The following is a 19,078-nucleotide window of genomic DNA, read 5'->3' on the forward strand; positions in this document are numbered from 1 at the left end:
TATCATTACCCCTTCGGAGTCGTTCCATGCGTAGCCCGCTGATTGCTGCCGCCCTTGGCCTGTTTTTGTTGGCCGACGTGGCCCAGGCGCACACCCTGGTAGCCACCAGTAACATCATCGTTCGTGCCTCCCAGCGCACCATTGATTTCACGTCCGATACCACCACGTCGATTCGCGATTCGAAAATCATCCGCGAAGCCCACGATGACGCGGCCAGTTTCGTCGCCACCAACGGCGAGATCCGTGGCGCGCACCTCGAAGCTGCGCTCAACACTCTGCGCACTCGTGTGCCGGAAGCGCGCGACGCCAGTGATCAGGTACTCGCCGAAGCCATCCTCGCACTGTGAAGTCACTCGGCGCCTGGCTACTGGCCGGGGCGATGTTGCTGCTTGGCAACAGCGCCCACGCGGGCCTGCAACTGCGGCTCAAGACCGACGGTCTGAGCCCTGCCCAGCAACAGGCCAGTCAGGCGCTGATCGATGAAGCCCTGCAGAAGCTGCCGCCCAGCTTCATCGAGCGGCTGGACCGGCGCATTGATGTCGGCTGGACCGACGACATGCCCAGCAATGCCTATGGCCAGGCCACGCTGGTGGCGGAACTCGATCTGAACCGCAAACTGCTCGCCGGTCTCACCGACGGCAGTGCGGCCAAAGAGAAAACCAATCGCCCCCACGGCACTGTGCGTCAGGAACTGCTCGCCACGGTGCTGCACGAAATCACCCACATCTATGACCGCGCCCGCCTGTGGCCCAGCGCCGAACGTACGCTGATCCAGCGCTGCACCCGGCGTTTCAACAGCGCCGGGCTGATCGGCATTCCCGATGAGTGTCGTGGCCAGAACGGCCGCCGCTTCACCCTCAGCGATGATCCGCGCCTGCTCGACCTCGCCGGATGGCAGCAATATGTCGGTCGCCGTGGGGAACGTGAACAACACAATCGGCAGATTGCCCGCAGCCCGGACCTGTACGAGATCTCCAGCCCGAAGGAATTCGTCGCGGTCAACATGGAGTATTTCCTCCTCGACCCGAGTTACGCCTGTCGGCGTCCGGCGCTGTACCGCTATTACCAGCAACACTTCGGCTGGGCGCCGCCGACCAAGGACACCTGCAGCAAGACCTTCGCCTTCCTGAACGCCGGTAACGACTTCGCCAAGCAACCCTTGGGACAGGTCGATCCGGAGCGGGTCTACGCCGTCGACTATCTGTTGGCCGAAGCCAATCAGAACTGGGTCAGTCGCTGGGGCCACAGTATGTTGCGCCTGGTGATCTGCGCACCGGGTCGGCCGCGCGGACCGGACTGCCGACTCGATCTGGACCAGCATCTGGTGCTGTCCTATCGCGCCTTCGTCGGCGACGTGCAACTGTCGAGTTGGGACGGACTGGTCGGCAAGTATCCGTCACGCCTGTTCGTGTTGCCGCTGGCCCAGGTCATCGACGAATACACCAAGACTGAACTGCGCAGCCTTGCCTCCGTGCCGCTGAACCTGTCGCGCGCTGAAATCGAAGGGGTGGTCGAGCACGCCGCCGAGATGCACTGGAGCTACGACGGCAACTACTTCTTCCTCTCCAACAACTGCGCGGTGGAAGGTCTGAAGCTGTTGCGCAGCGGCAGCGACAACGCGCAACTCGTCGGTCTGGACAGCATCATGCCCAACGGTTTGCTGGAAGTGCTCAAGGGCCGTGGCCTGGCCGATACCAGCGTGCTGGATGATCCGAAAGAGGCGCTGCGCCTGGGCTATCGCTTCGACTCGTTCCGCGACCGCTACCAGGCGATGTTCGATGTGTTGAAGAAGCAGTTGCCGATCAAACAGAACACCGTTGAAGAGTGGCTGTCGTTATCGGCCGAAGAGCGCCGGCAATGGTTCGAGCGCGCTGACCTGCGCACCAGTGCTGCCCTGCTGCTGTTGGAGCAGGCCAGTTACCGCCGTCAGTTGTTGCTGGCGCAGGATGAGGTCAAGCAGCGTTACCTGGGTGCTCGCGAGCTGGAAAACGGCGGCATGGACAAGGCCAATGCGACCTTGCAGGAGATTCTCGCCAACAGTGGCTTCCTCAGCCGCCCGGCGGAATTGCTCGACAGCCGCGGTTACGGCTTGCCACAGCCGACCGAGTTCAGCCGCCTGGAAGCGGAAAGCAGTCAGCGGCAGAAAAAACTGCTGGCGCTGTCCGGAGATCTGGACGCGGAAGTGCGCAAGTTGCTGGAACTCAAGCGCGCGGCCGAAATTGCAGCCAGTGAAACCAATGTGAAACAGATCGGTGAACATCTGCGCAAATTGCACAAGGCTTCCGGCGGACTGGAACTGCCCTGATACACGAAAAGGAACAATGCCTGTGGCGAGGGGCTTGTTCCCTCGCCACACGTGTTCTCCTTACATCAATACAAAACCCCATCCAGAATTTCGTAAATGATCCCGGTGCCCACCGCAATCAGCACGATGTCGCCCCCGGCCCGGCGCCATTCATAGCCTGGGTACACCGGCAAGCGGCTCAGCGCCCGACCGTCCAGCCGTTCGCCGTAATAGCCGCGCGGCAACGGCCGGCCGCGTTCCAGATGGATGCCCGGCGGTGGCGGTGCACCGCGCACGAAGTAGCCATGGTTGTCGCGGATGGTCTGCCGTACCGGTCCGAAATCGCGCGGCGGGCCGCCACGGTGGTCGTTCTGCGGACCACGGTGATCGTCACCGTGGTTCTCGTAATGGCCCGGTTGCGGGCCGCCGTGGTCATGATCATCACGTGGATCGGCGCTGGCCAGCAGCGGTGTCGCGCTGATCATCAGAGCGCCCAGTCCGGCAATCAGACGTTTCGGCATTTTCATCGGGTTTTTCCTCACTGCACCAACAGCAAAAAGGGATTCAGAACGTGGTTCTGAATCCCTCGGTCTTGCTCATTTAGGCTGTGTAGCGAGGCGCTAATTCCTCTGTATCAGGAACTTTACCTTCAGCTGACGCGGGCCTTACGCACCCCTTCGGACAATGCCGAGCACAGGCTCAGCACACCGTCGATGGCTTGATCCGGCGTGGTTGCATTGGCGATGTGGTCGATCAATGCCGAGCCCACCACCACACCATCCGCCAAGCGTGCGATGGACGCCGCTTGCTCCGGCGTGCGGATGCCGAAGCCGATGCTGATCGGCAAGTCGGTGTGCCGACGCAGACGCGTCACCGCCTCTTCGACGTGTTCCAGCGTCGCCGCACCGGCACCGGTCACACCGGCCACCGACACGTAGTAAACGAAACCGGAACTGCCGTTGAGCACCTTCGGCAGACGCGCATCGTCAGTGGTCGGTGTAGTCAGGCGGATGAAGTCCAGACCGGCAGCCTGCGCCGGGTCGCACAGTTCGGCGTTGTGCTCTGGCGGCATGTCGACCACGATCAGACCGTCGACGCCCGCCTCTTTGGCATCCGCGATGAAGCGCTCAACACCGTACATGTGGATCGGGTTGAAGTAGCCCATCAATACCAGCGGAGTGTCACTGTTGCCTTCGCGGAACTCGCGGACCATTTGCAGGGTTTTCGCCAGATTCTGCTTGGCGCCCAGCGCACGAATGTTCGCCAGTTGAATCGCCGGGCCGTCGGCCATCGGGTCGGTGAACGGCATGCCCAGTTCGATCACGTCGGCGCCAGCGCCCGGCAGGCCTTTGAGGATCGCCAGCGACGTGGCGTAGTCCGGGTCACCGGCGGTGACGAAGGTCACCAGCGCAGCGCGGTTCTGTTCTTTGAGGTCGGCAAAGCGGGTTTGCAGGCGGCTCATCAGTGTTTCTCCTGCTTCGACTGTTCCATATGGTGCATGACGGTCTGCATGTCTTTGTCGCCACGGCCGGACAGATTGACCACCATCAGGTGATCCTTCGGCAGTTTCGGTGCGCGTTTGAACACTTCAGCCAACGCATGAGCGCTTTCCAGTGCAGGAATGATCCCTTCCAGACGGCAACATTTGTGAAACGCTTCAAGGGCTTCGTCGTCGGTCACCGAGGTGTACTGGACGCGGCCGATGTCATGCAACCAGGCGTGCTCAGGGCCGATGCCCGGATAGTCCAGACCGGCGGAAATCGAGTGGGCGTCGATGATCTGGCCATCGTCGTCCTGCAGCAGGAAGGTGCGGTTGCCGTGCAACACACCCGGCACGCCGCCGTTGAGGCTGGCCGCGTGCTTGCCGGTTTCAATGCCGTAACCAGCCGCTTCAACGCCGATGATCTCGACGCTCTTGTCATCGAGGAACGGGTGGAACAGGCCCATGGCGTTGGAGCCACCGCCGATGCACGCCACCAGGCTGTCCGGCAGGCGACCTTCCTGAGCTTGCAACTGGTCGCGGGTTTCCTTGCCGATCACGGCCTGGAAGTCGCGCACCATCGCCGGGTACGGGTGTGGGCCGGCCACGGTGCCGATCAGGTAGAAAGTGCTGTCGACGTTGGTCACCCAGTCACGCAGCGCTTCGTTCATCGCGTCTTTCAGGGTGCCGGTGCCGGCCACCACCGGGATCACTTCGGCGCCCAGCAGCTTCATGCGGAACACGTTGGCCTGCTGACGTTCGATGTCAGTGGTGCCCATGTAGATCACGCAGTCCAGACCGAAGCGCGCAGCCACGGTGGCCGTCGCCACGCCGTGCATGCCGGCGCCGGTTTCGGCGATGATGCGTTTCTTGCCCATGCGCCGCGCCAGCAGGATCTGGCCGATGCAGTTGTTGATCTTGTGCGCGCCGGTGTGGTTCAGCTCTTCGCGCTTGAGGTAGATCTTGGCGCCGCCGCAGAATTCGGTCAGGCGCTCGGCGAAATACAGTGGGCTCGGACGTCCGACGTAATCACGCTGGAAGTAGGCCAGCTCTTCCTTAAACGCCGGATCTTCCTTGGCCGCTTCATATTCGCGGGCCAGATCGAGGATCAACGGCATCAGGGTTTCGGCCACGTAGCGGCCACCGAACGCACCGAACAGGCCGTTATCGTCGGGGCCGCTGCGCAGATTGGAAGTGTTCGAAGTCTGGGTCATGAGTTGCTCCAGGTGAATTCGGGTCAGAAGACAATGACGACCACTCTACCCCTGACCTTGCAGCCTGAAAACCGATAAGATTGCCGCAACCTGTCAGGAAATCTCACAGATATCATGAGCCACGACCTCCCCCCGCTGAACGCCTTGCGTGCCTTTGAAGCCACCGCTCGGCTCAACAGCGTCAGTCAGGCAGCCGAACAGCTGCACGTCACTCACGGCGCGGTCAGCCGCCAGCTCAAAGTGCTCGAAGAGCATCTTGGCGTGAGCCTGTTCGTCAAGGATGGTCGCGGCCTGAAACTCACAGATGCCGGGGTTCGGCTACGGGATGTCAGCGGCGAAGCATTCGATCGGTTGCGCAGTGTGTGTGCCGAGCTGATGCAAAGCACCGCTGACGCGCCGTTCGTGCTCGGCTGTTCGGGCAGCCTGTTGGCGCGCTGGTTCATTCCACGTCTGGGCCGGCTGAATACCGACCTGCCGGACTTGCGTCTGCACCTGTCGGCCGGCGAAGGCGATCTTGACCCACGGCGCCCCGGACTTGACGCCTTGCTGCTGTTCGCCGAACCACCCTGGCCGGCAGACATGCAGGTGTATGAACTGGCGGCAGAACGCATCGGGCCGGTGATGAGCCCGTTGTTCAGCGGTTATCAGCGCCTGCAGACCGCGCCGGCATCAGCCTTGCTCGGCGAACCATTGCTGCACACCACCTCTCGCCCACAAGCCTGGCCGAGCTGGGCACAGCAAAACCACCTCGACGCCAAGGCGTTGAAGCTCGGGCAAGGTTTTGAGCATTTGTATTATTTGCTGGAGGCCGCGGTGGCCGGACTCGGCGTGGCGATCGCGCCAGAGCCATTGGTAGCGGAAGATTTGAAAGCCGGTCGCCTGGTTGCGCCGTGGGGCTTCTGTGAAACCCCGGCGCAACTGGCGTTGTGGCTACCCAAGCGCGCCGCAGACGGGCGCGCCCGGCAACTGGCGCAATGGCTCAAGAACGAGCTGCGCCAGACGGATCACTCGCCGCGCTTGAACAACAAGTAAGCGGCCAGCAGACCGATTGCACCGACCGCCACACCAGCGGTGGTCCAAGGGTGTTCCTGAGCGTAATCGCGAGTGGCAATCCCGGTCTCACGGGTTTTCACTTTGACTTCTTCGTAGGCATCGCTGAGCAGGTGGCGCGAATGTTTCAGCGCACTTTCAGCGTTGCTTTTGAGCGCCTTGAGGGTCTTGCGCGACTCGTCCGAAGCGTCGTCCTTCAGGCTTTCCAACGATTTGAGCAGACTCTCGATCTCGGCTTCCATGCTTTGCAACGAGGCTTTACGTAAAGAGGTGTTGGCCATGGTGGCTCTCCTGCATTGGTGATGAGTGGCGTGTGTTGATTGGGACTTCAGCGGTTTGAGAAAGTGCAGAAAATCTGAACTTCGCTTGCGCCGTGGCACCGAAATCAACAGTGCAAATCACTGCTAGTCTCAATTTCACACGCCAAGGAGATCGCCATGAGTGACCATCACACGTACAAGAAAGTCGAGCTGGTCGGCTCGTCCACCAGCAGCATCGAAGACGCCATCAACAACGCGCTGGCGGAAGCGAACAAGAGCATCAAGCACCTGGAATGGTTTGAAGTGGTCGAGACCCGTGGCCACATCAAGGACGGCAAGGCTGCGCATTTCCAGGTAACGCTGAAAGTCGGCTTCCGCATTGCCAGCAGCTGAGTTTGGGCTACGCTTCTGAACTTGCGCGCTGGCCGAGTGCCATAGGAATGGCAAAGCGCTACAAGGTGAGCGCATCGGGTGAATGTCCGATGCCCGCCTCTTTTAATCCGACCAGGGAGTGCGACCGATGAAGAAGTTCATGTTGGCAGTAGGTTTGTTGAGCCTTGCGGGTGGTGCGTTTGCTGCCGGCAAGCCTTGTGAAGAGCTGAAAAGCGAGATTGCGGCGAAGCTGGATGCCAAGGGCGTTTCCGGGTATTCGCTGGAGATTGTCGACAAGGGTGCAGCCGCTGGTGGCGACGTCGTTGGCACCTGCGAAGGTGGCACCAAGGAAATCGTCTACAAGAAGTAGGCTGATACCGCCTGAAATACAAAAGCCGACGCGAATGCGTCGGCTTTTTTGTGTCCGGGATTTGGGGTTTTTGGTGGATTTGAAATCCAACCCGCTCACCCCAGCCCGCTCCCCCAAGGGGTAGAGGGGAAAGGGAGCAGATCGGGGGTCGTTCAGAACCTGAGTACGACTGGATATTTCAGGTCAGCGTACCTCGAACAGTCAACCCGGTCAGTCTCCTCTCCCTCCGGGAGAGGGCTAGGGTGAGGGGCTTTTCAGCCCCTCATGACTTTTGCGAGCAGTTCGTAGGAATGCAGGCGATCGGCATGTTCATACAGATCACAGGTGAAGATCAGTTCATCTGCCTGTGTCTGCTCGACCAACACCTCCAGCTTGGCGCGGATCTTCTGCGGACTGCCGACCATCGCCAGACCGAGGAAATCCCCCACCGCTTCACGCTCATGCGGTAACCATAGGCCGTCCATGGTTTTCACCGGCGGACGCTGCACCAGGCTTTGCCCACGCATCAGCGCGAGAATGCGCTGGTACACCGAAGTCGCCAGGTAATCGGCCTGCTCGTCGGTATCCGCCGCCACCAGCGGCACACCGAGCATCACGTAAGGCTTGTCGAGCACGGCGGATGGCTTGAAGTGGTTGCGGTAGACCCGAATTGCCTCGTGCATGAAACGCGGGGCGAAATGCGAGGCAAAGGCGTAGGGCAAACCGCGCTCACCGGCCAGTTGCGCACTGAACAGGCTGGAACCGAGCAGCCAGATCGGCACATTGGTGCCCGTGCCCGGCATGGCGATCACCCGTTGATCCGGGGTGCGCGGGCCGAGGAAACGCGCCAGCTCGGCGACATCTTCCGGGAAATCGTCGGCGCTGCCGGAGCGTTCACGGCGCAACGCGCGGGCGGTCATCTGATCGGACCCCGGAGCGCGGCCCAACCCCAGGTCGATGCGGCCCGGATACAGACTTTCGAGGGTGCCGAACTGCTCGGCGATCACCAGTGGCGCATGGTTGGGCAGCATCACGCCGCCGGAGCCGACGCGAATGGTCGACGTCCCGCCCGCCAGATACCCCAGCAACACCGAGGTCGCCGAACTGGCAATGCCGTCCATGTTGTGGTGTTCAGCCACCCAGAACCGCGTGTAGCCGAGCTTTTCGACATGCTGCGCCAGGTCCAGCGAGTTGCGCAGCGATTGCGCCGGGCTGCCGTTTTCGCGCACGGGCACCAGATCGAGGGTGGAAAATTTTACGTCGGACAGTTGCTTCATAAACCTGCGTCTCCGAATGAGGAGGCAGGTTTTTCCAGCGAACGAAAACCTGCCGAATCTATAAGCGTGTTCTGTGCAATGAGGGCATATACCCGAGTTTCAATAGCAGCGGCGAAATTTCCTACTAAAAAAGTCAACGATTCACCCGGGCTGAACTTTGCTGCGGCGTCTATCCTCAGAAGCCTTGCAAGCAAAAACCACGACGGCGCGGCGATTCCGCGTCAGATCTTGAGGAGGCAGACATGGCTATCGTGAAGAAAGCATCCGCACACTGGGCAGGCGACCTGAAAACCGGCATCGGTTCGATTTCCACCGAAACCGGCGTCCTCAGAGAAGCACCCTACGGTTTCAAGGCCCGCTTCGAAGGCGGCAAGGGCACCAACCCGGAAGAACTGATCGGGGCAGCGCACGCCGGCTGCTTTTCCATGGCGTTTTCGATGATTCTCGGCGATGCCGGCCTCAAAGCAGAGAGCATTGATACCAACGCTGAAGTCACCCTCGATCAAGTGGATGGTGGCTTTGCCATCACGGCGGTGAAGCTGATTCTCAAGGCGAAGATTCCGGGAGCGACCCAGGCGCAGTTTGAAGAATTGAGTAACAAGGCCAAGGAAGGGTGCCCGGTGTCGAAAGTACTGAACGCGAAAATTACCCTCGAGGCATCGCTGGTCAGCTGATCTGCGCTGGTTTCGATCAAGGCATAAACAGCACTGACGCCTTCGCGGGCAAGCCCGCCCCCCCCACAGGGATTTGTGTCAAACACAGAACCTGTGGGAGCGGGCTTGCCCGCGAAAGCGATCTTTAACTCGGTGCAGTGCCCGAGATGTGCGCGAAGTCAGAACTCGCTTCCTCAAAGTGTGGTCGAATAAGTGACAGCAGGTTCAGCGCACGCCCGTGCGCGCTGCTCCAGGGAGCTTCATTGATGAAACGTATTGGCTTGGCGATTCTCTGCAGTGCACTGGCCACAACCGCTCTTGCCGCACCGAAAGACTGTGAAGAATTGAAGAAAGAGATCGAGGTCAAGATCCAGGCGAAAGCTGTGCCCTCTTATACGCTGGAAATCGTCAGCAAAAAGGAGGCAAAAGAACACGACATTGCCATGATTGTCGGCCAATGCGACTACGGTAGAAAAGCGATCATCTATCAGAAGAACGACCGCTGAGTCGCCTCAATTAATGCAGTTGTAATCGTGGTCTTCGGCGACAATCTCGCGCCTGGCGTTATACAGCCTTGCACTCGGGGTGAATGCCAGCGAACGGCCCTCCAGCGTATAACGCTGCCCGGCTTCGAAATGATCGTAGCGGATATACAGGTAACACAAGCGCTCCACCGGGCCAGTCATCAAGGCACCGCCGCCGCCGAAGACTTCGAAATCAAAACGCACGCGTAGCTCATGACTGCCGGGAGTCACCTGGAAAAAGCGCCCGTCATTCAGGCGCTGGTTATCCAGACGCTCGGCCATCAGCAGTTTGCCGCCGGGGGTTGGCGTCGAGAAGTCGATCCAGGCCATTTGCGGGTCGACCGGGGGCAACGGTGTCTGACAACCAGCTGCGAAACCGACAACGAGCAACAGCAACAACTTGCGCATGATGAATATCCACCGTTCTGAATACTCAGCATAGCGTCGATCATGTGCGCTGGCAGCCTGCCGGTGTTCCCTGCCCTACGACTTTTCGCTGCTCGTCATAGAGCCTGGCCCAAGGCCTGAAGCCGATACTGCCGGCCTGCAGCTGGTAACGCTGGCCAGCGTTGAAGTCCTTGAATTTCACGTTCAACTGGCAATCACGCCACAACGGTTCGGCATCGGGGCCGATATTGGTCGCCTCCACCGGAAACTGATAACGCACCTTCAGCTCATGGCTGCCGGGCTGGACTTCGAAATAACGCTTGTCGACCGTGGCCCGGCTATCGACCTGCAGCGCTTGCAGCGCCGTGTCTTGTTGCCGGGCATCGAGATCGATCCAGGCTTGTGAGGGGTCAGGGTCAGGCATTCCGAATCCGGCACAACCGGCCAGTGTCAGCAGGCCTCCTGTCAGCAACAACATGCGCATAGCGAAGCTCCAAATGGCGGGATAGTCTTGCGGGCAGACTTTCCAAAGGATTTTTATTTTGAGCAGGCCGCTTCCAAGCCATGGGTTACTTGATCGCGTTTTTCGGATTTTGTTTCCGGGGGTGATGTTTTTGTTGCTCAACGGTTGTGCCAGCGTCAGCTATTACAGTCAGCTGGCCAGCGGTCAGTTGCAGCTGCTGCGGGCACGCGAGCCCGTGGCTAGAGTGATTGCCGACCCAAGCCGCGACGAGAAATTGCGCGCGCACCTGGCCCAGTCACAAAAGGCCCGCACCTTCGCCAGCGAACAGCTGCACCTGCCCGACAATCAGAGCTATCGCCTGTACGCCGACATCGGCCGGCCATTTGTGGTGTGGAACGTGTTTGTCACCCCGGAGTTTTCTCTGACCCCGCAGAATCATTGCTTCCCGATCGCCGGTTGCGTGGCCTATCGCGGCTACTACAGCCAGAGCGCGGCACGGGGCGAAGCGGCGATCCAGCGTCTGCAAGGCATGGACGTGGCGATTGGCGGCGTCGAAGCCTATTCGACACTCGGCTGGTTCAATGACCCGATTCTCAATTCGATGATGGGCTGGGGCGATGAGCGTCTGGCCACCCTGATCTTCCATGAGCTGGCCCATCAGCGCTTCTATGTGAAGGATGACACCGAGTTCAACGAGTCCTTCGCCACGTTCGTCGAGCAGGAAGGGACTCGCCAATGGCGCGCGTTTCGCGGGTTGCCGGCACAGAACGACTCGCAGCTCAAGCAGCGTGAGCAGTTCATCGAGCGGGTGCTGGAAACGCGCTCCCGGCTGGAAAAACTCTATGCCCAACCGCTGCCGGCCGAGCAGATGCGCGAACGTAAGGCCGCAGCGTTCGAGCAGTTCCGTCGCGAATATCGAATGATGCGTGACAGCCTGTGGGCCGGGGACAAGCGTTATGACGCGTGGGTGAATTTGCCGCTGAACAATGCGCGGCTGTTGCCGTTCGGGCTGTATGACCAGTGGGTGCCGGCGTTTTCGGCGTTGTTCAGGCAGGTTGGGGGGGATTGGCCGAGGTTTTATGCTGAAGTGGAGACGTTGGGGGCGCTGCCGGTGGCTAAGCGCAAAGCGGCGCTGAAAGCATTGGCAGACGCTCAGACCTTCCGTGGCTAAATTGGCCTCATCGCTGGCAAGCCAGCCCCCACAGGGACAGTGGTGAACCTGAGCACATCGCTCACCTGTGGGAGCTGGCTTGCCAGCGATGACGTATTAATCAACGCCGCAGGAATGCCTGATGCAACTCGTCCAGCGTTTCAAAATGATAAGCCGGCGCCTCCGCACTCAACTCTTCGAAACTGCCAAACCCATAACCGACTGCCGCCGCATCCAGCCCATTGCTGCGCGCCCCGATCAGATCGTGCTTACGATCGCCGATCATCAACGTATTGGCCGGGTCCAGCCCTTCTTCCTTGATCAGATGCGCAATCAGCTCGACCTTATTGGTCCGCGTGCCGTCCAGCTCACTGCCGTAGATCACCTTGAAGTGCCGGGCAAAATCAAAATGCCGGGCAATCTCGCGGGCAAATTCCCACGGTTTCGACGTGGCGATATACAGCTGCCGTCCCTGCCCGCTCAGGGTTTCCAATAAAGGCGTGACACCATCAAACACGCGGTTTTCATACAGGCCGGTGACCTTGAAGCGTTCGCGATAGAAATTCACCGCCTGCCACGCCTTGGCTTCATCAAAATCGTAAAACTGCATGAACGCCTGCAACAGTGGCGGGCCGATGAAGTGTTCAAGTCTGGTCAGGTCCGGCTCGTCGATGCCGAGCTTGCCGAGGGCGAACTGAATGGAACGGGTGATGCCCTCACGCGGGTCGGTCAGGGTGCCATCGAGGTCGAACAGTACGGTCTGGTAGTGCATGAGAAATCCTGTGCGGGTGTCAGTCGTTTCAGAGCTGGTCGTAGCCTTCGGCCAGGTGCAGGTCCTTGAGCTTCACGTAGTTCGCCGCGCTGTAGGTGAAGAAGGCGCGCTCCTTGTCAGTCAGTGCACGCACCTGTTTCACCGGACTGCCAACATACAGAAAGCCGCTTTCCAGGCGCTTGCCCGGCGGCACCAGGCTGCCGGCGCCGATGATCACGTCGTCCTCGACCACCGCGCCATCCATGACGATGCTACCCATGCCGATCAACACGCGACTGCCGACGGTGCAGCCATGCAGCATGACCTTGTGGGCGATGGTCACGTCATCGCCGATCAGCAGCGGGAAGCCGTCCGGGTTGAACGGACCGGCGTGGGTGATGTGCAGCACGCAGCCGTCCTGCACGCTGGTGCGCGCGCCGATGCGGATGCGGTGCATGTCGCCACGGATCACGGTCAGCGGCCACACGGAGCTGTCTTCGCCGATTTCAACGTCGCCGATCACCACCGCCGAGGCGTCGACAAACGCGCCTTCGTGAAGCTGCGGGGTGTGATTCTGGTACTTGCGAACGGACACGATAAGTTCTCTCTCTGTCGCCGATAGCTGCGGTGAATGCCGATTGTAATTAAGATGGGCGCATGTTTCTTCCAGCCAAGGTGCCAACCGTGAGCGTGAACAACCCTCTGCTGCAGTCCTACGACCTGCCACCGTTCTCCACGATCCGTGCCGAACACGTCCTGCCGGCCATCGAAACCATTCTGGCCGACAACCGCGCCGCCATTGCCGAAATCCTCAAGACCCAAGGCCAGAACCCGACCTGGGCCGGCCTGGTGCTGGCAATGGACGAACTCAATGATCGCCTCGGCGCCGCCTGGAGCCCGGTCAGCCACCTCAACGCCGTGTGCAACAGCGCCGAACTGCGCGAAGCCTACGAGTCGTGCCTGCCGGCCCTGAGCGCCTACTCCACCGAGATGGGCCAGAACCGCGAACTGTTCCAGGCCTATGAGGCGCTGGCTAACAGCCAGGAAGCCGCCGGTTTCGACGTGGCACAAAAAACCATTCTGGAACATGCCCTGCGCGATTTCCGCCTGTCGGGTATCGACCTGCCGGAAGCTGAACAGAAGCGTTACGCCGAAGTGCAGAGCAAACTGTCCGAGCTGGGCAGCCGCTTCTCCAACCAGTTGCTCGATGCCACACAAGCCTGGACCAAGCACATCACCGACGAAGCCGCCCTCGCCGGCCTGACCGATTCGGCCAAAGCGCAGATGGCGGCCGCCGCCCAGGCTAAAGGTCTCGATGGCTGGCTGATCACCCTGGAATTCCCGAGCTACTACGCGGTAATGACCTACGCCCAGGACCGTGCGCTGCGTGAAGAAGTCTACGCCGCCTACTGCACCCGTGCGTCGGATCAAGGCCCGAATGCCGGGCAGAACGACAACGGTCCAGTCATGGAAGAGATCCTCGACCTGCGTCAGGAACTGGCCAGGCTGCTGGGTTTTGCCAGCTTCTCCGAGCTGAGCCTGGCGACCAAAATGGCCGAGTCCAGCGATCAGGTGCTGAGCTTCCTGCGCGACCTGGCCAAGCGCAGCAAGCCGTTCGCCGCGCAGGACCTGCAACAGCTGCGCGCCTACGCCGCCGAACAGGGCTGCGCTGATCTGCAAAGCTGGGACAGCGGTTTCTACGGGGAAAAACTCCGCGAGCAACGCTACAGCGTCGCTCAGGAAACCCTGCGCGCCTACTTCCCGATCGACAAAGTCCTCGGCGGGCTGTTCGCGATCGTCCAGCGTCTGTACGGCATTGAAATCGCCGAACTGAAAGGCTTCGACACCTGGCACCCGGACGTGCGTCTGTTCGAGATCAAGGAAAACGGCCAGCATGTCGGCCGCTTCTTCTTTGACCTCTACGCCCGCGCCAACAAGCGAGGCGGCGCGTGGATGGACGGCGCTCGCGACCGCCGCCGCACTGTCGACGGCGTGCTGCAAAGCCCGGTCGCCAACCTGGTGTGCAACTTCACCCCGGCCGACAGCGGCAAGCCTGCGTTGCTGACCCACGATGAAGTGACCACCCTGTTCCACGAATTCGGCCATGGCCTGCATCACCTGCTGACCCGCGTGGATCACGCGGGTGTCTCCGGGATCAACGGCGTGGCGTGGGATGCGGTCGAGCTGCCGAGCCAGTTCATGGAAAACTGGTGCTGGGAGCCGGAAGGTCTGGCGCTGATCTCCGGTCACTACGAAACCGGCGAGCCACTGCCACAGGACCTGCTGGAAAAAATGCTCGCGGCGAAAAACTTCCAGTCCGGGCTGATGATGGTGCGTCAGCTGGAGTTCTCGCTGTTCGACTTCGAACTGCACGCCAGCCACGGTGACGGTCGCAGCGTGCTGCAAGTGCTCGAAGGCGTACGCGATGAAGTTTCAGTGATGCGTCCACCGGCCTACAACCGCTTCCCCAACAGCTTCGCGCACATCTTCGCCGGCGGTTACGCCGCGGGTTACTACAGCTACAAGTGGGCTGAAGTGCTGTCGGCGGATGCCTTCTCGAAATTCGAAGAAGACGGCGTGCTCAACGCTGAAACCGGTCGCGCTTTCCGCGAAGCGATCCTGGCACGTGGCGGTTCGCAGGCCCCGATGGTGCTGTTCGTCGACTTCCGTGGCCGTGCGCCTTCGATTGACGCACTCTTGCGCCATAGCGGCCTGAGTGAGGACGCAGCAGCATGAGCGAGGCACCTGTGATTACCAAGAAACGCTTTATCGCCGGGGCCGTCTGCCCGGCGTGCAGCGAGCCGGACAAGCTGATGATGTGGAACGAGGACAGCGTGCCGCACCGCGAATGTGTGGCCTGTGGTTACTCGGATACGTTGAACGAGCAAGGGCTTTCTGTACCGAAAGAGCTGGGCACGCGGGTCAACACCAGCGCGCTCAAGCCGACAGCGGACAAGAATGTCCAGGCCGTGCAGTTCTTCCCCAATCCGAAGCTTGCGAAAAAACCTGACGCACAACATTGAGTCGATGCCACCTTCCACCGATCAGCGGTGGAAGGTGGTAACTATGTACCGCCCTTCCCCTGCGCTTCCTGCCTAAGCTGGCCCTTTTCAGCCACGCCTCAAGGAAGAAGCCATGCCTGACACCAATCCGCTGTTACAACCCTGGACTTTGCCACCGTGGTCGGCGATACGCGCCGAGCATCTGGTTCCGGCGATCAACGCGATCATCAGCGCAAACCACCAGGTCATTACGCAAGTGATCGCCAGCCAGACCGAACATCCGGGTTGGGACGATCTGGTAGTGGCCGTCGATGAGGCCGAAGCGCGCCTGGATGAAACCATGGCCATTATCGAAACCCTCTCGAGCGTCAAACCCGACGACACCGACTGGCTCAGGGAAAGCGCCTTGTGCAGCCTCGCAGCGGACCAATACCGCGCCGACAAGGCCGCCAATCTGGCGCTGTACCGTACCTATCAACGGCTGGCGAACAGCTCGATTGCCGCCAGTTTCGATGATCAGCGCAAAGCCTCGCTGGCGAAGATTCTGCGCAAATTTCGCCTGTCCGGGAGCGAACTGCAGCGTGCTCAACAGCAAACGCTTGCGCGCCTGAATCACGACATCCGGCAGCTGGAGCAACTGTTCCTGAGCAACCTGGAACTGGCCGACGCCGCGTGGAGCAAACGCATTGCCGACGTCACGCAGCTTGAAGGCCTGTCTGCTGCGGTGCAGGCGCGTCTGGCCCGCAATGCAAAACAGGCAGGATTCGACGGCTGGCTGCTGACGCTGGATCGAAACACCTACCAGCACGTCATGATTCACTCGCAAAACAGGGCACTGCGCGAAGAGTATTACTTGGCGTGGTTCAGCCGCGCCTCCGACCAGGCCCCCCAAGCGAACAAAACCGACAACCATCCGGTCCTGACGGTGTTGGTCGGCCTGCGACACGAAAAAGCCCGGTTACTCGGATTCGAAAACTTCGTCCAGTTTCGCCTCGAAAATCGCATGGCCGCCTCACCCGAACAAGTCGACGCCTTTGTCCGCCAGCAAGTGGCATCAAATACGCCGGCCTTGCAGCGCGATGCCCAGGCCCTGAAGGCGTTCGCGCTCACCCAGGGGATTGCACCAATCCAGCCATGGGATGAAGACTTCCTCGCCGAGCAGTTACGCCTGCGGCAATTGAATGGCGCACTCAAAAGCTTGCGTGAGTACTTCCCGCTCGATGGCACGCTACGTCGGCTCTGTCTATTCAGCGAACACATGTTCGGCGTCAAGATCGTCGAACAGACAGCGGTCAGCCACTGGCATGAAAGCGTGCGGTTACTGGAGGTACGCGAGTACGAGCAAGTGATCGGGTATATCTACATTGACCCCTATCACCACGAAGAATCGACCGACTATGCCTTCACCTCGGCCTTGCGCGTTCGCCGCATCAATGCCGAAGGGCGCCCATCGCTGCCGATTGCCAGCCTTCACAGTAACTTCCCGCCTGCCACCAAGGACCATCCGTGCCTGCTGTCCCACGAAAACCTGCGGGTGCTGTTCCACGAGTTCGGGCATTGCCTGCAACATGTTTTCACGCGATCCCCGCATCGCAACCTTTCGGGGATTTCGCAAATGGCCCGCGATACTGCCGAGTTCGCCGGGCAGTTGTTCGAACACTGGTGCCTGTCATCGGAGTTTCTGGTGTGGCTAGGCGCCCATTACCAGAGCGGCGAGCGACTGACGAAGACACGGGTCGAGACTGCGCTGGCCGCCATCAACGCCCACACCAGCCGGACCACCGCCATGTTGCTGATGACGGCGTTATTTGATTTGGAGCTGCATCGAAGTCATGGCGATGGCCGCAGCATCCAGCAGGTTTTCGAAGATGTGCAACGTGACATCCCCCACCTGCAACTGTCGGGTTATCACCGCCTCGCCTATAGCTTTGATTACCTGGTGACCGGCTACGCGGCATCGGTCTACGCCTACAAATGGTCGGGCGTGCTGGCGAGCGAGGTGTTCAAACGGTTTCAGCGCGACGGTGTGTTCGCCCCGCAGACAGGGCGGGATTTTCGCGAGGCGTTCTTTACGCCCGGCGACTCCCGCTCATTGCTCAAGGCAGCGCATGGGTTTCTTGGCGAGCCTGTTACCGCACAGCTCTTTGCCGCCGATACGCCCGCGGTTACTTCAGGTTGACCGACTGGAACCAGCTCTTCATCGAGCAGGTGGCAAAGGCACTGGTGCTGCAATCGCCATTGGCCAGAGCGGTACGCAGTTTGTCGACATCGGCCTGCATCACATAGCGCACGCCATCCTTGAAATGGCCGCTTTCACCAAACCCGCCCTGAGTCATCTCGTCCAGCGCGTCTTCCTTGCTCCAGCCCTGCACCACGATCCGGTACATCGCCGCCATCAGGCCGGTACGGTCGGAACCGTGCTTGCAATGCATCAACACCGGGCCATTGGCTTCGGCAGCCTGAATCGCGCGCAGGGTCTTGAGCACATCGGCGTCATCGACATGGTTGGTGCGATAAGGCAGTTGCACCTGATTGATGCCTGGCTCGGACAACCAGCGGCTGTCGGCTTCCGGCAGGAAGTTGATCACCGTCGCCACTTTGAGGTTCTTCAACAACGGCACCGCACCGCCGTCCGGCAAGGCGCTGCGGTAGAGGGTTGGCGACATCTGGAACAGGTTGTACTGCACTTCAACCGGTTGCGCCCATTCAGGGGGACGCGATGTTGCAGCGGCGTCAGCCTGGGCCGGCATCAAGTGCAGCAGGGCAACAAGCGACAAACACAAAGCAGGGAAAAGGCGCACTCGGGACATGCTGGGCTGACCGTATCGGGATTCATCAATGAAAGGCCTTGCAGCGTCTACGTACGACGGTCAAAGCCCTGTGAGGCACTTGTCAAAGAATCGTGAATCCGTGCGATTTCATTGAGCGTCGCGGAAAAAACCGCGGTTTTTTCCGCTGAATCGGTTAATCCCGATGATTAGCCTGCTACCATTTGTCACACGATGTTGCAGGCGTCCCCCTTTTGCCGGTCACACGGGCTTCACGCCGCGACGAAAAAATGCTCAAGCCGTTCGCAGAAACGGACAACCATCAATGCCTGATGAGGTGCACCCCCATGTCTGATGCAAATCGAGACAACCCGCGGCGTGAGTTCTTGCGCAAATCCCTGACCCTGATTCCCGTGGTCACCCTCGCCGGTAGCGGCCTGGGCAGCAGCGTTTTGCAAGCGGCGCCTGAAGTTACCCCGGCGGCGCCCGCGGCAGCTCCGGCGAAGGCCGAGGCCGGCGCTTACCAGCCGAGCTATTTCACCGCCGAGGAATGGGCGTTCATCAACGCCGCCGTGGCGCAATTGATCCCCAACGACGATCAAGGCCCGGGTGCCCTCGAAGCCGGCGTGCCGGAATACATCGACCGCCAGATGAACACCCCGTACGCCGCCGGTGCCCTGTGGTACATGCAGGGTCCGTTCAACGCCGACGCCGCGCCGGAGATGGGTTGGCAGAGCAAACTGGTGCCCAAAGACATCTATCGCCTCGGCATCGCCGCCACGGATCAGTGGGCAAAATCCCTCAACGGTAAAACATTTGCCGAGCAAGACAGCGCTACCCGAGACGACTTGCTCAAGCAACTCGAAGCCGGCAAGCCGCAGTTCGATGCGGTTCCGGCGAAGATTTTCTTCAGTCTGCTGCTGCAAAACACCAAGGAAGGGTTCTTCTGCGACCCGATCCACGGCGGCAATAAAGGCATGGTCGGCTGGACCATGATCGGCTTCCCCGGCGCCCGCGCCGATTTCATGGATTGGGTGGAACGCAACGAGCAATACCCCTTCCCGGCAGTTTCGATTCGCGGCGAGAGGGCCTAA

The 19,078-nt window shown here is 60.5% G+C and carries 22 protein-coding genes; 12 read left to right on the forward strand and 10 right to left on the reverse strand.

The annotated features are described in order from the left end of the window. The first annotated feature begins 26 nt into the window (after window positions 1–26). Window positions 27–347 (forward strand): DUF2388 domain-containing protein, encoded by a 321-nt coding sequence (locus PseuLF5_RS12030; RefSeq protein ID WP_123470280.1) that lies wholly within the window; start codon window positions 27–29, stop codon window positions 345–347. Beyond that, window positions 344–2,305, forward strand: coding sequence for a DUF7844 domain-containing protein (locus tag PseuLF5_RS12035; RefSeq protein WP_340133613.1), 1,962 nt, complete (start codon window positions 344–346; stop codon window positions 2,303–2,305). Before PseuLF5_RS12030 ends, PseuLF5_RS12035 begins: the two co-directional genes overlap by 4 nt. 65 nt (window positions 2,306–2,370) lie before the next feature. Here PseuLF5_RS12035 and PseuLF5_RS12040 read toward each other — a convergent pair whose 3' ends face one another. The 3 genes from PseuLF5_RS12040 to trpB all read right to left on the reverse strand — a co-directional run bounded on the left by PseuLF5_RS12040 (window position 2,371) and on the right by trpB (window position 4,978). Beyond that, window positions 2,371–2,811, reverse strand: coding sequence for an anti-virulence regulator CigR family protein (locus PseuLF5_RS12040; protein ID WP_123470276.1), 441 nt, complete (start codon window positions 2,809–2,811; stop codon window positions 2,371–2,373). A gap of 122 nt (window positions 2,812–2,933) precedes the next feature. After that, complete coding sequence (gene trpA, locus PseuLF5_RS12045) at window positions 2,934–3,746, reverse strand: tryptophan synthase subunit alpha (RefSeq protein WP_123470274.1); 813 nt, start codon at window positions 3,744–3,746, stop codon at window positions 2,934–2,936. Then, window positions 3,746–4,978, reverse strand: a complete 1,233-nt coding sequence (gene trpB, locus PseuLF5_RS12050; RefSeq protein ID WP_336347650.1) for a tryptophan synthase subunit beta — start codon at window positions 4,976–4,978, stop codon at window positions 3,746–3,748. Before trpB ends, trpA begins: the two co-directional genes overlap by 1 nt. Before the next feature lie 114 nt (window positions 4,979–5,092). Between trpB and PseuLF5_RS12055 the strand changes: the two genes are divergently transcribed. After that, the gene (locus PseuLF5_RS12055; protein ID WP_340133615.1) at window positions 5,093–6,010 is read left to right on the forward strand and encodes a LysR family transcriptional regulator; all 918 of its coding nucleotides are present in this window, start codon (window positions 5,093–5,095) and stop codon (window positions 6,008–6,010) included. Here PseuLF5_RS12055 and PseuLF5_RS12060 read toward each other — a convergent pair. Further along, window positions 5,983–6,309: a DUF883 family protein gene (locus PseuLF5_RS12060; protein ID WP_007911686.1), complete on the reverse strand. Its 327-nt coding sequence runs from the start codon at window positions 6,307–6,309 to the stop codon at window positions 5,983–5,985. The genes PseuLF5_RS12055 and PseuLF5_RS12060 overlap by 28 nt on opposite strands. Before the next feature lie 156 nt (window positions 6,310–6,465). On the opposite strand from PseuLF5_RS12060, the gene PseuLF5_RS12065 reads away from it, so the two are divergent. Beyond that, window positions 6,466–6,681: a dodecin gene (locus PseuLF5_RS12065; protein WP_027610201.1), complete on the forward strand. Its 216-nt coding sequence runs from the start codon at window positions 6,466–6,468 to the stop codon at window positions 6,679–6,681. 127 nt (window positions 6,682–6,808) lie between these two features. Further along, window positions 6,809–7,030 (forward strand): DUF1161 domain-containing protein, encoded by a 222-nt coding sequence (locus tag PseuLF5_RS12070; protein ID WP_222833953.1) that lies wholly within the window; start codon window positions 6,809–6,811, stop codon window positions 7,028–7,030. A gap of 254 nt (window positions 7,031–7,284) precedes the next feature. Here PseuLF5_RS12070 and PseuLF5_RS12075 read toward each other — a convergent pair whose 3' ends face one another. Then, window positions 7,285–8,286, reverse strand: a complete 1,002-nt coding sequence (locus PseuLF5_RS12075; protein ID WP_322375295.1) for an LLM class flavin-dependent oxidoreductase — start codon at window positions 8,284–8,286, stop codon at window positions 7,285–7,287. Between the two features lie 242 nt (window positions 8,287–8,528). Between PseuLF5_RS12075 and PseuLF5_RS12080 the strand changes: the two genes are divergently transcribed. Further along, a complete protein-coding gene (locus tag PseuLF5_RS12080) occupies window positions 8,529–8,960 on the forward strand; it encodes an OsmC family protein (protein ID WP_267795648.1) in 432 nt (143 codons plus the stop codon). Between the two features lie 245 nt (window positions 8,961–9,205). Then, entirely contained in the window at window positions 9,206–9,445 is a 240-nt protein-coding gene (locus tag PseuLF5_RS12085) for a DUF1161 domain-containing protein (RefSeq protein WP_340133619.1), read from the forward strand. A 6-nt stretch (window positions 9,446–9,451) separates the two neighbouring features. Here PseuLF5_RS12085 and PseuLF5_RS12090 read toward each other — a convergent pair whose 3' ends face one another. Together PseuLF5_RS12090 and PseuLF5_RS12095 are read right to left on the reverse strand one after the other, a co-directional pair. Beyond that, a complete protein-coding gene (locus PseuLF5_RS12090) occupies window positions 9,452–9,871 on the reverse strand; it encodes a PA0061/PA0062 family lipoprotein (RefSeq protein WP_123470264.1) in 420 nt (139 codons plus the stop codon). A gap of 40 nt (window positions 9,872–9,911) precedes the next feature. Continuing rightward, window positions 9,912–10,334: a PA0061/PA0062 family lipoprotein gene (locus tag PseuLF5_RS12095; protein WP_123470262.1), complete on the reverse strand. Its 423-nt coding sequence runs from the start codon at window positions 10,332–10,334 to the stop codon at window positions 9,912–9,914. A gap of 58 nt (window positions 10,335–10,392) precedes the next feature. On the opposite strand from PseuLF5_RS12095, the gene PseuLF5_RS12100 reads away from it, so the two are divergent. Next, the gene (locus tag PseuLF5_RS12100; protein WP_340133620.1) at window positions 10,393–11,484 is read left to right on the forward strand and encodes an aminopeptidase; all 1,092 of its coding nucleotides are present in this window, start codon (window positions 10,393–10,395) and stop codon (window positions 11,482–11,484) included. A gap of 100 nt (window positions 11,485–11,584) precedes the next feature. Here the strand turns inward: PseuLF5_RS12100 and PseuLF5_RS12105 are convergent, their stop codons facing one another. Both PseuLF5_RS12105 and PseuLF5_RS12110 read right to left on the reverse strand, forming a co-directional pair. Further along, a complete protein-coding gene (locus tag PseuLF5_RS12105) occupies window positions 11,585–12,235 on the reverse strand; it encodes an HAD family hydrolase (protein ID WP_128615229.1) in 651 nt (216 codons plus the stop codon). A 28-nt stretch (window positions 12,236–12,263) separates the two neighbouring features. Next, window positions 12,264–12,809: a gamma carbonic anhydrase family protein gene (locus PseuLF5_RS12110; protein ID WP_340133621.1), complete on the reverse strand. Its 546-nt coding sequence runs from the start codon at window positions 12,807–12,809 to the stop codon at window positions 12,264–12,266. A 62-nt stretch (window positions 12,810–12,871) separates the two neighbouring features. Here PseuLF5_RS12110 and prlC point away from each other — a divergent pair, with 62 nt between their 5' ends. From prlC to PseuLF5_RS12125, 3 genes are all read left to right on the forward strand, one after another. Further along, complete coding sequence (gene prlC, locus PseuLF5_RS12115) at window positions 12,872–14,950, forward strand: oligopeptidase A (RefSeq protein ID WP_340133622.1); 2,079 nt, start codon at window positions 12,872–12,874, stop codon at window positions 14,948–14,950. After that, window positions 14,947–15,237, forward strand: coding sequence for a YheV family putative zinc ribbon protein (locus PseuLF5_RS12120; RefSeq protein ID WP_123470256.1), 291 nt, complete (start codon window positions 14,947–14,949; stop codon window positions 15,235–15,237). Before prlC ends, PseuLF5_RS12120 begins: the two co-directional genes overlap by 4 nt. A gap of 112 nt (window positions 15,238–15,349) precedes the next feature. Then, window positions 15,350–17,395, forward strand: coding sequence for a M3 family metallopeptidase (locus tag PseuLF5_RS12125; RefSeq protein WP_340133623.1), 2,046 nt, complete (start codon window positions 15,350–15,352; stop codon window positions 17,393–17,395). Here the strand turns inward: PseuLF5_RS12125 and PseuLF5_RS12130 are convergent. Continuing rightward, entirely contained in the window at window positions 17,382–18,026 is a 645-nt protein-coding gene (locus tag PseuLF5_RS12130; protein WP_123470253.1) for a dual specificity protein phosphatase family protein, read from the reverse strand. The genes PseuLF5_RS12125 and PseuLF5_RS12130 overlap by 14 nt on opposite strands. Window positions 18,027–18,331: 305 nt before the next feature. Here PseuLF5_RS12130 and PseuLF5_RS12135 point away from each other — a divergent pair, with 305 nt between their 5' ends. Further along, entirely contained in the window at window positions 18,332–19,078 is a 747-nt protein-coding gene (locus PseuLF5_RS12135; RefSeq protein WP_340133625.1) for a gluconate 2-dehydrogenase subunit 3 family protein, read from the forward strand.

Origin of the sequence: Pseudomonas sp. LF-5 (assembly GCF_037626295.1) — a bacterium.
GTDB lineage: Bacteria > Pseudomonadota > Gammaproteobacteria > Pseudomonadales > Pseudomonadaceae > Aquipseudomonas > Aquipseudomonas monsensis.

Excerpts from the sequence above, each read along its gene's own strand:
- PseuLF5_RS12030 (WP_123470280.1), top strand. The coding sequence starts at position 27 with ATGCGTAGCCCGCTGATTGCTGCCGCCCTTGGCCTGTTTTTGTTGGCC.
- PseuLF5_RS12040 (WP_123470276.1), bottom strand. The coding sequence starts at position 2,811 with ATGAAAATGCCGAAACGTCTGATTGCCGGACTGGGCGCTCTGATGATC.
- trpA (WP_123470274.1), bottom strand. The coding sequence starts at position 3,746 with ATGAGCCGCCTGCAAACCCGCTTTGCCGACCTCAAAGAACAGAACCGC.
- trpB (WP_336347650.1), bottom strand. The coding sequence starts at position 4,978 with ATGACCCAGACTTCGAACACTTCCAATCTGCGCAGCGGCCCCGACGAT.
- PseuLF5_RS12055 (WP_340133615.1), top strand. The coding sequence starts at position 5,093 with ATGAGCCACGACCTCCCCCCGCTGAACGCCTTGCGTGCCTTTGAAGCC.
- PseuLF5_RS12060 (WP_007911686.1), bottom strand. The coding sequence starts at position 6,309 with ATGGCCAACACCTCTTTACGTAAAGCCTCGTTGCAAAGCATGGAAGCC.
- PseuLF5_RS12065 (WP_027610201.1), top strand. The coding sequence starts at position 6,466 with ATGAGTGACCATCACACGTACAAGAAAGTCGAGCTGGTCGGCTCGTCC.
- PseuLF5_RS12070 (WP_222833953.1), top strand. The coding sequence starts at position 6,809 with ATGAAGAAGTTCATGTTGGCAGTAGGTTTGTTGAGCCTTGCGGGTGGT.
- PseuLF5_RS12075 (WP_322375295.1), bottom strand. The coding sequence starts at position 8,286 with ATGAAGCAACTGTCCGACGTAAAATTTTCCACCCTCGATCTGGTGCCC.
- PseuLF5_RS12080 (WP_267795648.1), top strand. The coding sequence starts at position 8,529 with ATGGCTATCGTGAAGAAAGCATCCGCACACTGGGCAGGCGACCTGAAA.
- PseuLF5_RS12085 (WP_340133619.1), top strand. The coding sequence starts at position 9,206 with ATGAAACGTATTGGCTTGGCGATTCTCTGCAGTGCACTGGCCACAACC.
- PseuLF5_RS12090 (WP_123470264.1), bottom strand. The coding sequence starts at position 9,871 with ATGCGCAAGTTGTTGCTGTTGCTCGTTGTCGGTTTCGCAGCTGGTTGT.
- PseuLF5_RS12095 (WP_123470262.1), bottom strand. The coding sequence starts at position 10,334 with ATGCGCATGTTGTTGCTGACAGGAGGCCTGCTGACACTGGCCGGTTGT.
- PseuLF5_RS12105 (WP_128615229.1), bottom strand. The coding sequence starts at position 12,235 with ATGCACTACCAGACCGTACTGTTCGACCTCGATGGCACCCTGACCGAC.
- prlC (WP_340133622.1), top strand. The coding sequence starts at position 12,872 with ATGTTTCTTCCAGCCAAGGTGCCAACCGTGAGCGTGAACAACCCTCTG.
- PseuLF5_RS12120 (WP_123470256.1), top strand. The coding sequence starts at position 14,947 with ATGAGCGAGGCACCTGTGATTACCAAGAAACGCTTTATCGCCGGGGCC.
- PseuLF5_RS12125 (WP_340133623.1), top strand. The coding sequence starts at position 15,350 with ATGCCTGACACCAATCCGCTGTTACAACCCTGGACTTTGCCACCGTGG.
- PseuLF5_RS12130 (WP_123470253.1), bottom strand. The coding sequence starts at position 18,026 with ATGTCCCGAGTGCGCCTTTTCCCTGCTTTGTGTTTGTCGCTTGTTGCC.
- PseuLF5_RS12135 (WP_340133625.1), top strand. The coding sequence starts at position 18,332 with ATGTCTGATGCAAATCGAGACAACCCGCGGCGTGAGTTCTTGCGCAAA.